Origin of the sequence: Paraburkholderia sp. J94, assembly GCF_905220285.1 — a bacterium.
GTDB classification, from domain to species: domain Bacteria; phylum Pseudomonadota; class Gammaproteobacteria; order Burkholderiales; family Burkholderiaceae; genus Paraburkholderia; species Paraburkholderia tropica_A.
In genome coordinates this window covers 79,016-92,136 of the sequence record NZ_CAJMZH010000005.1, presented here as the reverse complement: position 1 = coordinate 92,136, position 13,121 = coordinate 79,016, and the positions used below count along the sequence as shown (strand labels likewise).

The following is a 13,121-nucleotide window of genomic DNA, read 5'->3' as shown; positions in this document are numbered from 1 at the left end:
CGATTAAGGCTCCTGCGCCGTGGGCCGGAACAGGATTTCGTTGACGTCCACATCGTCGGGCTGCTCGATCGCGAAGGCGACCATGCGCGCGAAACTGTCGGCGGGAATCGCGAACTTCTCGTAGAAGTCGGCGATACCGGTGGCCACATCGGCTTCGGTCACGCTCTGCGGCAGTTCCGACTGCACCGCGCCCGGCGAGATGATCGTCGTGCGGATGTTGTGCGGCTTCACTTCCTGGCGCAGCCCTTCGGAGAGCACGCGCACCGCCGTTTTGGTCGCGCAATACACGGCGTTGTTCTTGCCGACCTTGTGCCCCGCGACCGACGACACGTTGATGATATGGCCGCTCTTTTGGCGCGTCATGTGCGGCAGCGCGGCGGCGATGCCGTACAGCACGCCCTTGATGTTCACGTCTATCATGCGGTCCCAGTCCGCGATCTTGCCGCGCTCCAGCGGCGAGTGCGGCATGAGGCCGGCGTTGTTGATCATGACGTCGATGCGGCCATGCACGGCGACCGCGTTATCGACGAGCGCCTGAACCTGGCGGGCGTCGGTGACGTCGGTTTCGACGGCGGCGTTCTCGGGCAGGCCGAGTTCGTCGGCCAGCGTTTCAAGGCGATCGACGCGCCGCGCGCCGAGCACGAGCTTCGCGCCACTGGCGGCGAGACGGCGCACGGCGGCCTCGCCGAGTCCGCTGCTCGCGCCCGTGATGACGATGACTTTTCCCGCGATATTCGCTGACATGGTGATTCCTTGAGCGGAGCCGGGCGCGAGCGCGCGTGCGCATCGCGCCCGGAAATGGGTGCGCGGATGAGTGCGCGGCTTGCGTCGCTTATTTGCCGACACGCGCCTGCAAATGCGCCGGATAGCGGTCGCCTTGCACGGCGATGCTCGCGAGCGCCGCTTCGATGTCGCGCAGATTCTGCGCCGTCAATTCGACCGCCGCCGCGCCGACGTTTTCTTCCAGCCGATGCAGCTTGGTCGTGCCCGGAATCGGCGCAATCCAGGGCTTTTGCGCGAGCAGCCAGGCGAGCGCGATTTGCGCGGGCGTCGCGTTCATGCCCGCCGCGATCTGCTTGAGCACATCGACGAGACGCTGATTGGCCTTGCGGTTTTCTTCCGAAAAACGCGGCACGACGTTACGGAAATCCGTCTTGTCGAAGTTCGTCGTCGCGTCGATCGCGCCGGTCAGAAAGCCCTTGCCGAGCGGGCTGAACGGCACGAAACCGATGCCGAGTTCTTCGAGCAGCGGCAGGATTTCCTTCTCGGGCTCGCGCCACCACATCGAGTATTCGCTTTGCAGCGCGGCGACCGGCTGCACGGCGTGCGCGCGGCGAATCGACTGCGCGCCCGCTTCCGACAGGCCGAAATGCTTGACCTTGCCTTGCGCGATCAGGTCCTTGACCGCGCCCGCGACGTCTTCCATCGGCACCTCGGGATCGACGCGATGCTGATAGAGCAGGTCGATGCGGTCCGTGCGCAGCCGCTTGAGCGCGGCGTCGGTGACGGCGCGGATGTTGTCGGGCTTGCTGTTGACGCCTTTCTGCACGTCGCCGCCCTCGAAGCCGAATTTGGTCGCGATCACCACCTCGTCGCGGAACGGCGCGAGCGCTTCGCCGAGCAGTTCCTCGTTCGCGCCTTGCGCGTAGGCTTCGGCGCTGTCGAAGAAGGTCACGCCGCGCTCGAACGCGGTGCGGATCAGCTTGATGGCGTCGGCCTTGTCGGTGGCCGGGCCATAGCCGTAGCTCAGGCCCATGCAGCCCAGACCGATCGCGGACACTTCAAGACCGCTGTTACCGAGAACACGTTTTTTCATCATCGACTCCTTATGCGTTGGCGGCCGTGGCGGCCTGTTGCCCATTGCCGGATGCCGGATGCAGCGAATGCGCCTGGCGCGCGAGACCCGCGCTGCGATTTCCCTTCGACTGCGGCACGACGATCAATTTAGCAGCGTGTCGCCTTGCGATTAAGCGCTAGAATCGGGATGAAGTTAGAAGCTGGGCTTATCAATGGCGCGATCCGATCTTTCCGATATCACCGCTTTTCTCGCCGTGGCGCGCGAGGGCAGCTTCACGAAAGCCGCCGCGCAGCTGGGCGTGTCGCAGTCGGCGCTGAGCCAGACCGTGCGCAATCTGGAGGCGCGTCTGGGCTTGCGGCTGCTCGCGCGCACGACGCGCAACGTCTCGCCCACCGAGGCGGGCGAGCGGCTGATCCAGTCGGTCGGTCCAAGGCTGGACGAAGTCGAGGCCGAACTGGCCGCGTTGACGGCGCTGCGCGACAAACCGGCGGGCACCGTGCGCATCGCGGCGGGCGAGCACGCGGCGGAATTGCTGCTCTGGCCCGCCATCGAAAAGCTGTTGCCTGCGTATCCCGACATCACGATCGAACTCGTGATCGACAACGGGCTGACCGATATCGTCGAGCAGCGGCTCGATGCGGGCGTGCGGCTCGGCGAGCAGGTCGCGCGCGATATGGTGGCCGTGCGCATCGGGCCCGAGATGCGCATGGCGGTGGTCGGCACGCCCGCGTATTTCGCGCGCTATCCGAAGCCGAAAACGCCGCAGGACCTGACCGCGCATAACTGCGTCAATATCCGGCTGCCGAGCGCCGGGAGCCTCTACGCGTGGGAATTCGAAAAGGGCGGGCGCGCGCTCAAGGTGCGCGTGGAAGGGCGGCTGATCTTCAATACGGCGACGCTGGCGGTGCAGGCCGCGCTCGCGGGCGCGGGGCTCGCCTGTGTGCCCGAGGCGCGCGTGCTGCCCTATATCGAGCGCGGCGAATTGATTCGCGTGCTCAGCGAGTGGTGCGCGCCGTTTCCTGGTTTTTATCTGTATTACCCGAGTCGACGGCAGCCGACTCCGGCGTTCACGGTCGTGGCCGAGGCGTTGCGGCGCGGGGCATGAAACGGCGCGGAACGGTGCGCGACGTTTGTGCGTGCTACGTTCGTTCCGCGAGACGCTCCTGCACAAACTCGATGAAGCGCTGCGTCTTGGCGGGCAGCAAGCGCGTTTCCGTCATCGCGTAGATCGGCGTGGGCGTGCCGTGCCAGTGCGGCATGACGGGCACGAGCGCGCCGCTCGCGAGATCGTCGGCGACGACTTCGCGCGGCACCAGCACGATGCCGCCGTCGAGCGTTGCGATGCGCCGGATCATGCCCACACTGTTGAGCGTGTAGCGGCCGCTCACCGGCACCGTGACCGAGCGTTTGCGCTGGCTGTCGTGCAGCGTCCACGCGCTGGCCTTCAGGATCGTCAGGCATGCGTGCCGTTCGAGATCGGCGGGCTTCTCCGGGACGCCTGAACGTTTCAGATAACCCGGCGACGCATAGAGCGACGGCGTGAGCGACGCGAGCCAACGCGCGATCAACTGCGAGTTTTCCGATTCGCCGATGCGGATCGCCACGTCGAACGGCTCGCTCACCAGATCGACGCGCCGCGGCGTGAGATCGAGATCGAAGCGGATGCCCGGATAACGCTCGCCGAATTCCACGATCAGCGGCGCGAGATACGTGAGCGCGAAATCCACCGGCAGCGACACGCGCAGCGTCCCGCTGGGCTGCGCGAGCAACGAGCCGAGCTGGGCGTGCGCGAGCCGCGCCTCGTCGACGATGCGTTTGCAGCGCTCGAAATAAATCTGCCCGGCTTCGGTCAGCTCGATCTTGCGCGTCGTGCGATGCAGCAGGCGCAGCCCGATGTGCTTCTCCAGCGCACTGATGCGCCGCGAGAGCGTGGAGTTCGGCATGCCCAGCGCGTCGGCGGCGTGGCGAAAGCCCTTCGCCTTCACGACTTCCACGAACAGCGCCATGTCATTGAGGTAATCGTCCATCGTCATTGCTCCATCAATGGATCAATGATATCCGATTGCCCGTCTTTATCTTCCTCATGAAGCAGACGATCATGGCTCCATCGCAGGCCGATATCGCTTGCGTTCAACCCATTCGAGGAGTTCGCCGTGAATACATTGTTCGATTCCGTCCGCGTCGGCCGTCATGCGCTGCGCAACCGCCTGGTCATGGCGCCGATGACGCGCTCGCGCGCCCAGTTCGACGGCACGCCCGGCGAACTCGCCGCGACTTACTATGCGCAGCGCGCGAGCGTGGGCCTGATCGTCACGGAAGGCACGCAGCCGTCCGCCGATGGTCAGGGCTATATGAACACGCCGGGCATCTACACCGACGCGCACGTGGCGGGCTGGAAGCCGGTCGCGGATGCCGTGCACGCGCAGGGCGGCCGCCTGTTCATTCAGCTGATGCATGCGGGGCGTATGTCGCATCCCGATAACACGCCTCATCATCGCGCCGGTGTCGCGCCGTCGGCCATCGCGCCGGGTTCGGGCATGTTCACCGCGAAGGGCATGCAGGACATTCCGGTGCCGCGCGCGCTCTCGACGGACGAAGTCCGCCGCACGGTCGCCGACTTCGCGCAGGCGGCGCGCCGCGCGATCGAAGCGGGCGCGGATGGCGTCGAGATTCACGGTGCGAATGCCTATCTCGTGCAGCAGTTCTTCGCGCCGAGCGCCAATCAGCGCACCGACGAATACGGCGGCACGATCGAGAATCGCGCGCGCTTTGCGATCGAGGTGGCGACGGCCATCGCGAACGAGATCGGCGCGGACCGCACCGCGATTCGTTTGTCGCCGGGCATGTCGCTGTGGGGCATCGACGAGGGCGCGGAAGGTCCGGCGCTGTACCGCTACCTGGTGAGCGAACTCGACAAACTCGGGCTGGCGTATCTGCATCTCGCGCATCAGGGCGACGAGCCGCTGCTGGCCGAGATTCGCGCGCGCTGGAATGGCACGCTGATGCTGAACCGCGCGGGGCGTCCGCGCGAGCAGGTGGGCGACGATGTCGCGTCGGGCGTGGCCGATCTGGAATCGTATGGCGCGATGGTGCTGGCGAATCCCGATTTCGTCGAGCGCATCAAGACGAATGCGCCGATGAACGCGCCGCGCCGCGAAGGCTTCTTTGGCGGCACCGCGCAGTTCTATACCGACTATCCGACGCTCGATGCAGCGCTGGCGGTCTGAATTTCGAAGCGGAACAGTTCGGCCGCCGACGCCGTGAGGATCGTTTGTCTCGCGGCGTCGTCGCGGACCCAGGTGCGCAGTGCATTGACTGCGCCGTCGTAATCGATCCGATGACGATGCTGCGTATGCGGCCAGTCGCTGCCCCAGACGAGCCGCTGCGGGCCATACGCGGCGAGCAGCGCGTCGGCAAGGGCGAGGGCGTTTTCCGTGCCGTCCGTCTCTTGCGCGCTGCGATAGGCCGCCGAGAGTTTCACCCACACCTTGCCGCTCGCCGCGCGCGACAGCAGATCGCGAAAGCCCGCGTCGCGCGCGCCGAGTTGCGCATCGGGCCGCCCGAAATGATCGACGACGACCGTGCAGCCTTGTGCGAGCAGCGCATCGAGCACGACCGGCAGATCGGCGGCATTCGCCTGCACTTCCACATGCCAGCGCAGCGCGTTGAGCCGCGCCAGCAGCGCCTGCCAGCGGCGCTCGCTAAAGTCGGGCAGCGGCAGGCCAATCAGATTCAGGCGCGCGCCGATGATATGCGCGGCGTTCAGCGCCGCGAGTTCGGCATCGGTAATCTCGGGCGCAACCACGGCCACGCCGCGAAAGCGCTGCGGATAGCGCGCGCAGACGCTCGCCAGAAATGTATTGTCGAAGCCCAGAAAGCTCGGCTGCACCAGCACGCCTTGCGACATGTCGTGCGCGGAAAGTCGTTCGATGTACTGATCGAGCGTGGCATCGTAGTCGGGCGCGTGACGGCGCTGCGCCGCGAGCGGCAGTCCTCGCACGAAGATGTGCGCGTGCGAGTCGATGCCCGTGATGGGCGCGCGGGTGTCCGCGAGCCAGTCGGAAGACGCCGGGGAGAGACCGTCGAACGGATCGGCCGGGGTGCCGGGCAAGGAGAGGTCCATCGTGGGGAATCCCTGTGAGTCGGTTGACGATGTGCGAGCTGCGCTCAGCGGCATCTCGGATGCGCTCAGTGCCGCGAGGCCATCGCCGTCTCGCCATGCGTGGCGTCTTGTGCGGCCGTTGCGCTGCGCTGGCGGCGCGTGTCGGGCAGCATCAGCGCCGCGACCACGACGAGACCGTAGGCCACGCCCGCATCGATGCCGAGCGCCGCGCCCAGCGACATCGACGCGCTCATATGGCCGATCAGCACCGGAAAGCCCGCCGAGACGATGCGCCCGAAGTTGTAGCAAAAGCCCACGCCCGTACCGCGCACGCCTTGCGGATAAAGCTCGTTGAACAGTGCGCCGAGCGTCGCCGGAATGCCGGCGGAGAAGAGGCCGAGCGGGAAGCTCAGGATCAGCATGGTGGTGTCGCCGATCGGCAGGAACGTGTAGATGTTCACCATCACCGCACAGCAGACCGCGAAGAAAATCACGTTCCAGCGCCGTCCGATGCGATCCTGCAACCACGCGCTCACGAAGCAGCCCACGATGAACGCGACGATCACCACCGCGAGATAACCGCCCGTGCCCAGCACCGAAAGATGGCGCTCGGTCTTGAGGTAGGTCGGCAGCCACGTGGTGATGGCGTGATAGCCGCCGTGCGCGCCCAGCCCGATCAGGCCGCCAACGAGCGTGGTGCGGATCACGGCCGGATCGAAGATGCCCGCGGCGATGCGGAACACGCCGCGCCCGGTTTGATCGCCATGCACGTCACGCGCGGGCTGCGCTTCGCGCGGCGGTTCGACCACGTTGCGGCGCATGTAAAGCACGAGCAGCGCGGGCACGAGGCCGATGGCGAACAGCACGCGCCACGCCCATTGCGGCGAGACGAACGAAAACACCGCCATGTAGAGCAGCACGGCGGCGCCCCAGCCGAAGCCCCACGCGCTTTGCACGATGCCCATCGCCTTGCCGCGATGTTTGGGGTTCATGGTTTCGCTGAGCAGGACCGCGCCCGCCGTCCATTCGCCGCCGAAGCCGATGCCTTGCAGCGCCTTCAGCACCAGCAACTGGTCGAAGCTCTGCGCGAAGGCGCTCAGGAAGGTGAACAGCGAGAACCAGATGACGGTGATCTGCAAGGCGCGCACGCGGCCGACGCGGTCGGACAGAATGCCCGCGAGCAGGCCGCCGAGCGCGCCCGCGACGAGCGTGGCGCCGCCGATCAGACCCGCCTGGCCCTTGCTGATGCCCCAGGTCGCGAGCAGCGACGGAATGACGAGAGAGAAAACCTGCGTGTCGACGGCGTCGAGCGCCCAGCCGCCAAAGCAGCTCCATAAGGTGCGTTTTTCGATGGGCGTGATGTCGCGGTACCAGCGCATGGTCGTCTCCTGTGCGTGCCGCGCCGTTGGCCGGGCGGCCGCTGTTGGTTCGCTGTTGAATAATTGGACGCCATTCTAGAAAAGCGTGGATCACGTGCATACTATGGAAATGTTGTTCTTTCATAGCATCGTGATATGGAAAGCCGCCGATGGAATCGATCCGCACGCTCAAGTATTTTCTGGCTATCGTCGACGCGGGCAGCGTCACCGGCGCGGCGGCCCAGCTCGGCATGGCGCAGCCCGCGCTCAGCCAGGCCGTCACGCGGCTGGAGCAGGATCTGGGCGTGAAACTGCTGGCGCGCACGCGCCGGGGCGCGGCGCTCACGGCGGCGGGCGAGGCGGTGGTCGAGGACATTCGTCTGAGCGTTGCGCGCATCGAAGCGGCGGAGAAACGGGCGCGCGATATCGGTGCGCAACGCGGCGGGCGGCTCGCCATCGGCTTTGCCTCGGCGGCGCTGTTCGAGGTGATGCCCAAGGCGATCGCGGCCTTGCGCGCGGCCGTGCCCAATGTCGAACTGACGCTGCGCGAGATGAGCAACGCGGAGCAGGCGAGCGCGCTGGAGTCGGGCGAGATCGATATCGGGCTGCTGCATACGCCGGTTGCCGTGCGTGGACGCATGCGCGAAAAGCTGATCGTGCGCGAGCGCCTGCAGGCGGTCGTGCCCGTGTCGCATCCGCTTGGCGAGGACGGCAAGATCGGCCTCGCGGAACTCGCGCGCATGGGGCTCGTGTGGTTTCCGCACGGCCAATTGCCGGTGGTGCGCGCGGGCATTCTCAGCGCGTTTCGCACGTTCGGGTGCGAGGCCAATATCGTGCAGGACGCGAATCGCTCGCTCACCGTGCTCGCCTGCGTGGCGGCGGGATGCGGGGCTTCGCTGCTGCCGCAGTCGGTCAAGGCAATTCAGTTCGCGGGCGTGCGCGTGTGCGAGGTCCGCGAAGGCGACGTGCTGCCGTTTTTCGAACTCAGCGCGATCTGGCCGCATCGTTCGCGTCCCGCGCTCGCGGATAAATTCGCCGAATTACTGAGCGCCGGTTGATTGGCTGACTTTTGCCATGCGCTATCGGGTTGTTTTATCGAATGAATGGCGAAATGGTGTATTTCCTTTTAGAGGTGAATAAACCGCGGCGTAATAAATGACTCAAGATTTCATTGAAACGGTCGAAATAACAGACACAATATCCACAATATTCAACCTGAATGAAATCACTCGTTACGCTTCCCCTGTTGTTCGGCGCAGTATCGGCATTGGCTGCCGCGCCGGCTCCGCGCTGCGAATCGCAAACGCTCGGGCAACACACCGCAACGGTGTGCCTCACCGAAGTGCCGTTCCAGCACGACTATTACTCGCTCGTGGTCGACAAGGCGCTGATCCTCACGGCACCGGACGATTACATCGAAAACGTCTCGCTCACGCACACGATTCCCGAAGACGCCGGCATTGAATTCCCGCTCTCGAAGCAGGGCACGCCGACGGTGACCATCGCAGGCGGATGCGTGCCGGTCAGCGAAAAGCAGCCGTCGAGTTCCGGCTCGGGCACGGTGGGCGTCGAAGTCGCGCGCGTGTGTTCGTTCAAATGGGGCAACGAGCCGATCGTCAAGGATCTGCGTTTCAGCTTCGAATGAAGCGCGCCTCGCCATTCGCGTAACGACATTAGAAGAAAATACACCGTGAAGTCGACCATCATTATCGCCTGCCTGGGCGCGCTCCTGGCGGGCTGCACCACGCTCGGCAAGCCGTATCCTTTCCCGAAAGACTCGGAGCCATCGGCAGATTTACGCGTGAGCGGCGCCGGGGTTTATCTGCTTTCCTTTAACGAAAAGGATTGCTACGCGGGCAAAACGCTCGTCGATGGCAATCCGGACGCCGCGCCGGTGAAAGTCGTCCCGGACAAGCCGCTCGTCATCTCCTACGAGGGCGACGGCTGCATGATGCAGGCGAAATTCACGCCGCGCCAAGGCACGCATTATCTGATGGTCGCGCAGGAAGGGCGCGCGCCCAGCGATCCGAACCGCTCGTGGCTCAGCGCGTTAGGGCATGTGAACGACTACCAGTGCATCATGGCCGCGATCGAAGTCGATAACGACGGCCATCCGGCCACGCCCGTGAAACTGCGAAAGGTCAGCCCGCGCCAGAAAGGGCTGACTTGTATTAAATTGCGCTGATACCGCGCAACGCGGGAGACGCTAACGAAACGGACGTGCCGTGAAGCCTTATTTATCTGCATCAGAATGGATTGCGCGCTGGGGTGCACTGTGCGGAGCGCTTGGCTTCTCGGCGTCCGCGTTGGCGTCTTCCGCCTGCGGCTTTGCGATACCGGACGATGGCGCGGTGAAATTGCGTGTGGACGACGGCTGTACCTACGTCGTTCAAGACAAGAAGAATTACGCGCAACTCGACTATCTGGGTTTTTCGGATTCCCGCAGCATTCAAACCATGCTCGGCGACGATACGTATTTCATCGAAGAAAACGGCGCGCATTATTTCATCAGCGAGGACGTCGAAGATGCGCGCGTCACGATCAAGACGCTGCATCTCGATCCGGCCGCGCCTGTCTCGTTCAACGGCTTGACCGGCTACACCGGATCGGGCGAGTTTTTCGTCCAGGTGCTGCCGGCCTGGCAGAACAGAAAGGACGGGAGCTATTCGCTGAAGGTCATGTGCAGTTTTATGGCCGCCGGCAACGACAAACAATCATTCCGCTCGCGCTTTTGCGTGCCGGAAAACGCCGCCGGCAAAAAACTCGCCGAAAGCTACAACGCGAAACTCATGGGCATCAAGCCGCTCGACTGAGCACCAGGCCGTCCCGGCACAGGGGACGGCACGGATCGCCGCAGCATCCCTCGCCGCCACATCCCCGCCAACACAGGCACAATAGCCCCAGCGCGCGCCGGTCGATCCGCTTCGACCCCGTGCCGCCCCGACTCGCCATGTCTCGCCCTGCGAGCCGCAACACCCTGATTGACAAAGATTTTCCGTGATCCAGCGCCATCCTCCCGCCGACCGCCGTTGCACCTTCCCCGGAGGCGTCCACGATGTCCGATCCTGAGTTCCAGGTTCTCCTCGTCGACGACGACGAATCGCTGCGTGACCTCCTGCGCGAATTCTTCCAGCAGCGCAACATCGCGTTTTCGGTGCTGCACGACGCCACGCAGCTCGAACGCCGCCTCGAACGCGAGCGTCCCTCGGTCATCGTGCTCGACGTGATGATGCCGGGCGTCGACGGCCTCACGGCGCTCAAACAATTGCGCGCGAGCGGCGACCGCATTCCGGTCATCATGCTCACCGCGCGCGCCGATGGCGCCGACCGCGTGGTCGGCCTCGAACTCGGCGCCGACGACTATCTCGGCAAGCCGTTCATGCCGCAGGAACTGCTCGCGCGCATTCGCGCCGTGCTGCGCCGCCAGGGCGAACCGGATCGCGGTGCGCCCGAGCGCCGCGCGCCGTGCCGCTTCGGGCCGTTCGAACTGAACTTCGCGACGCGCACGCTGCTGCGCGACGGCGAGCCGGTCAAGCTCACCGGCAGCGAGTACGCGATGCTCGAAATCTTCGCCCAGCATCCGATGGAAACGCTTTCGCGCGCGAAGCTGCTCGACCTGCTGCACGGGCCGGGCGCGGCCGTGACCGAGCGCGGCATCGACGTGCCGGTGTGGCGGCTGCGCCGTCTGATCGAAGTCGATCCATCCAACCCGCGCCGTCTGCAGACGATGCGCGGCGTGGGCTACATGTTCGTTCCCGACGATGACGCCGATGATGCATCCCTTCCGCCCGCTTGACACGCTGTTCGGCCGGCTTTCGCTGATGATCGTCGGGCTCGTGATCATGGTGCATGTCATGGCGCTGCTGCTGATCGACAAGGAGCGCGCGAAGATCGACGCACAGCGCTCGCTCAACAATCTCGTCGTGGCGGCGCAGGTGCGCGAGCGCGATCCGGTGCTCGCCGATCACGTGGCGCAGACGCTCGGCATTCGCTACGTGAGCGCGGAGCACGCGATCGCGACCGGCTGTCCCGCGCCGTGCACGGACACGGACGGTCCGCTCGAAGAGAGTCTGCGTCCGCGTCTGGGCGAGGGCAGCCACGTGGTGGTCGAGCCGCAAACCAGCAGCGTATGGGTGCGCAAGCGCGACGCGCCATACTGGATCGTGATGCCGGGTTACATGCCGCCGTTCAGCCGCTTCATGGGTTTTTCGGCGCTCACGCTCGTATTCGCGATCGTCACGGCGGTGATTTTTGCGTGGCAGGTGCAGCGGCCCGTGCGCGAACTCGCGCGCGCGGCGCGTGAATATCGCATCGGGCGCGGCGTGCATCGCGTGAGGCAGGCGGGACCGCACGAAGTGCGCGAACTGGTCAGCGATTTCAACGACATGGTGAACGAACTCGCGGAAAGCGAGCGCGAGCGCTCGATCATGCTCGCGGGCATCGCGCACGATCTGCGCACGCCGATCACGCGCATGCAGCTACGCGCCGATCTGCTCGCCACGCCCGCCGACCGCGCCGCGTTTTTGCGCGAGACCGAATCGATGTCGCGCATCGTCACGCAGTTTCTCGACTTCGCGCGCGAGAACGTGACCGACTCGGTGTTCGTGAGTGTCGACGAGCATTGCCGTCGCGATTACGGCGCGCAAGCGGGCGAATCGGGCGAATCGGGCGAATCCGGCGAAGCGGGAGACGACGCGCTCGTGAAGCTCGATCTCCAGGCGGGCGAAGGCTTCATGCTGCCCGCCGTCGATCTCGACCGCATCCTCTCGAACCTGATCGAAAACGCGCTCACGTATGGCGAGCCGCCCGTGGAAGTCTCGACCGCGCTCGCCGATGGCCGTTACGTGCTGCACGTGCGCGATCACGGCGCGGGCGTGCCCGAAGCGGATCTGCATCGCGTGCAGCGTCCTTTCGTGCGTCTCGACGCGGCCCGCAGCGGCGATGCGCATTGCGGCCTTGGTCTCGCGATCGTGCGCCGCCTCGTGCGTCATCACGGCGGCGCGATGGAGGTCGCCAACGATCCGCAAGGCGGCTTCGCCGTGACGATGAGCTTTCCTTATCCGCGCAAGGCGGGTTGATCGGCGCTGCTGGCGGGCGTCGGCGCGCTGGTTACGCGCGCCGGTGTTTCGCGCATCGCCGCCGGTTGATGCACATGATCGGAGACGCTCAACTGCACGCAGCACAGCACCGTCTCCACCACGCGCGCGACGAGCAGATCGTCGGCGGCGGGCTGGCCGCTCGATAGCTGTCGGCAGAAAAATCCCGTGAGCGCCGAATAGATGAAACGCGCGGACCCGAGCGCATCGAGCGGCCCGTCGATTTCGCCGAGATGCGCGGCGTCGTCGAGTACGGTGGCGATGGTCGTTTCGGCGTGAGTGGCCGCGCTTTGCATGCGTGCGGCGAGCGGCGCGTTGCGGCGGACCGATTCGGCGTCCGCGAGCGCGATGCCGTAGAGGTGGCGCGCCGAACGATTGCCCAGCATGCGCTTGAGACGCGCGCGCAATTCCTGCGCGAGCCAGGCCATCGGCCGCGCCGACGCCGGCCGCGCGGGCAGATCGAACGGCGCGAGCGAGAGATCGGGGCGCTCGAACAGCGCCTCGAAAATCGCCGCCTTGCTGCGGAAATGCACGTAGATCGCGCCCCGCGTCACGCCTGCCTTGCTGGCGATTTCCTCAAGCGTGGCGGCCGCAAATCCCTTCTTGTAGAAGATCTGCTCCGCGCAATCGAGCAGCGTCTGACGCTGCGCGAGCGATTGCTCCCTCGTCCTTCTCATATCACTCGGCCCTTCAAATTCCGTGCGTCCCACACCGTGATGGCATCCGGCCCCACCACGCGACGACGTGACGAAACGGTGCGCGAACGC

At 65.5% G+C, this 13,121-nt stretch carries 14 protein-coding genes; 8 read left to right on the top strand and 6 right to left on the bottom strand.

Annotation, left to right across the window (positions count from 1 at the left end):
- Positions 1–3 precede the first annotated feature (3 nt).
- Both U4Y88_RS11635 and U4Y88_RS11630 read right to left on the bottom strand, forming a co-directional pair.
- Positions 4–744: an SDR family oxidoreductase gene (locus tag U4Y88_RS11635; RefSeq protein WP_321784019.1), complete on the bottom strand. Its 741-nt coding sequence runs from the start codon at positions 742–744 to the stop codon at positions 4–6.
- Between the two features lie 88 nt (positions 745–832).
- Positions 833–1,816 carry an aldo/keto reductase gene (locus U4Y88_RS11630; protein WP_321784017.1) on the bottom strand — a complete coding sequence of 328 codons (984 nt, stop codon included), beginning with the start codon at positions 1,814–1,816 and terminating at the stop codon, positions 833–835.
- Between the two features lie 193 nt (positions 1,817–2,009).
- Between U4Y88_RS11630 and U4Y88_RS11625 the strand changes: the two genes are divergently transcribed.
- Complete coding sequence (locus U4Y88_RS11625) at positions 2,010–2,903, top strand: LysR family transcriptional regulator (RefSeq protein ID WP_224013340.1); 894 nt, start codon at positions 2,010–2,012, stop codon at positions 2,901–2,903.
- Positions 2,904–2,937: 34 nt separating this feature from the next.
- On the opposite strand, the gene U4Y88_RS11620 is transcribed toward U4Y88_RS11625, so the two are convergent.
- Positions 2,938–3,825, bottom strand: a complete 888-nt coding sequence (locus U4Y88_RS11620) for a LysR family transcriptional regulator (protein WP_321784015.1) — start codon at positions 3,823–3,825, stop codon at positions 2,938–2,940.
- Between the two features lie 126 nt (positions 3,826–3,951).
- Here U4Y88_RS11620 and U4Y88_RS11615 point away from each other — a divergent pair, with 126 nt between their 5' ends.
- Positions 3,952–5,025 carry an alkene reductase gene (locus U4Y88_RS11615; protein ID WP_321784013.1) on the top strand — a complete coding sequence of 358 codons (1,074 nt, stop codon included), beginning with the start codon at positions 3,952–3,954 and terminating at the stop codon, positions 5,023–5,025.
- Here the strand turns inward: U4Y88_RS11615 and U4Y88_RS11610 are convergent.
- Positions 4,992–5,921, bottom strand: coding sequence for an amidohydrolase family protein (locus U4Y88_RS11610; RefSeq protein WP_321784011.1), 930 nt, complete (start codon positions 5,919–5,921; stop codon positions 4,992–4,994). The genes U4Y88_RS11615 and U4Y88_RS11610 overlap by 34 nt on opposite strands.
- 65 nt (positions 5,922–5,986) lie before the next feature.
- Positions 5,987–7,279 carry an MFS transporter gene (locus U4Y88_RS11605; protein ID WP_321784009.1) on the bottom strand — a complete coding sequence of 431 codons (1,293 nt, stop codon included), beginning with the start codon at positions 7,277–7,279 and terminating at the stop codon, positions 5,987–5,989.
- A gap of 149 nt (positions 7,280–7,428) precedes the next feature.
- Here U4Y88_RS11605 and U4Y88_RS11600 point away from each other — a divergent pair, with 149 nt between their 5' ends.
- The 6 genes from U4Y88_RS11600 (at position 7,429) to U4Y88_RS11575 (ending at position 12,336) form a co-directional block, all read left to right on the top strand.
- Positions 7,429–8,316 carry a LysR family transcriptional regulator gene (locus tag U4Y88_RS11600; protein ID WP_224013335.1) on the top strand — a complete coding sequence of 296 codons (888 nt, stop codon included), beginning with the start codon at positions 7,429–7,431 and terminating at the stop codon, positions 8,314–8,316.
- A 161-nt stretch (positions 8,317–8,477) separates the two neighbouring features.
- Entirely contained in the window at positions 8,478–8,903 is a 426-nt protein-coding gene (locus U4Y88_RS11595) for a hypothetical protein (protein WP_321784007.1), read from the top strand.
- Positions 8,904–8,948: 45 nt separating this feature from the next.
- Positions 8,949–9,443, top strand: coding sequence for a hypothetical protein (locus U4Y88_RS11590; protein WP_321784005.1), 495 nt, complete (start codon positions 8,949–8,951; stop codon positions 9,441–9,443).
- Between the two features lie 40 nt (positions 9,444–9,483).
- The gene (locus U4Y88_RS11585) at positions 9,484–10,071 is read left to right on the top strand and encodes a hypothetical protein (protein WP_321784003.1); all 588 of its coding nucleotides are present in this window, start codon (positions 9,484–9,486) and stop codon (positions 10,069–10,071) included.
- Positions 10,072–10,313: 242 nt separating this feature from the next.
- Positions 10,314–11,054 (top strand): response regulator, encoded by a 741-nt coding sequence (locus U4Y88_RS11580; protein ID WP_321784002.1) that lies wholly within the window; start codon positions 10,314–10,316, stop codon positions 11,052–11,054.
- The gene (locus U4Y88_RS11575; protein WP_321784000.1) at positions 11,029–12,336 is read left to right on the top strand and encodes an ATP-binding protein; all 1,308 of its coding nucleotides are present in this window, start codon (positions 11,029–11,031) and stop codon (positions 12,334–12,336) included. The genes U4Y88_RS11580 and U4Y88_RS11575 overlap by 26 nt, the downstream gene beginning before the upstream one ends.
- Here the strand turns inward: U4Y88_RS11575 and U4Y88_RS11570 are convergent.
- Positions 12,315–13,031: a TetR family transcriptional regulator gene (locus U4Y88_RS11570; RefSeq protein WP_321783998.1), complete on the bottom strand. Its 717-nt coding sequence runs from the start codon at positions 13,029–13,031 to the stop codon at positions 12,315–12,317. The genes U4Y88_RS11575 and U4Y88_RS11570 overlap by 22 nt on opposite strands.
- Positions 13,032–13,121 lie beyond the last annotated feature (90 nt).

Coding starts and splice junctions, on each gene's coding strand:
- U4Y88_RS11575 (WP_321784000.1), top strand. CDS start 11,029: ATGATGCATCCCTTCCGCCCGCTTGACACGCTGTTCGGCCGGCTTTCG.
- U4Y88_RS11630 (WP_321784017.1), bottom strand. CDS start 1,816: ATGAAAAAACGTGTTCTCGGTAACAGCGGTCTTGAAGTGTCCGCGATC.
- U4Y88_RS11625 (WP_224013340.1), top strand. CDS start 2,010: ATGGCGCGATCCGATCTTTCCGATATCACCGCTTTTCTCGCCGTGGCG.
- U4Y88_RS11635 (WP_321784019.1), bottom strand. CDS start 744: ATGTCAGCGAATATCGCGGGAAAAGTCATCGTCATCACGGGCGCGAGC.
- U4Y88_RS11600 (WP_224013335.1), top strand. CDS start 7,429: ATGGAATCGATCCGCACGCTCAAGTATTTTCTGGCTATCGTCGACGCG.
- U4Y88_RS11620 (WP_321784015.1), bottom strand. CDS start 3,825: ATGGACGATTACCTCAATGACATGGCGCTGTTCGTGGAAGTCGTGAAG.
- U4Y88_RS11610 (WP_321784011.1), bottom strand. CDS start 5,921: ATGGACCTCTCCTTGCCCGGCACCCCGGCCGATCCGTTCGACGGTCTC.
- U4Y88_RS11595 (WP_321784007.1), top strand. CDS start 8,478: ATGAAATCACTCGTTACGCTTCCCCTGTTGTTCGGCGCAGTATCGGCA.
- U4Y88_RS11605 (WP_321784009.1), bottom strand. CDS start 7,279: ATGCGCTGGTACCGCGACATCACGCCCATCGAAAAACGCACCTTATGG.
- U4Y88_RS11570 (WP_321783998.1), bottom strand. CDS start 13,031: ATGAGAAGGACGAGGGAGCAATCGCTCGCGCAGCGTCAGACGCTGCTC.
- U4Y88_RS11580 (WP_321784002.1), top strand. CDS start 10,314: ATGTCCGATCCTGAGTTCCAGGTTCTCCTCGTCGACGACGACGAATCG.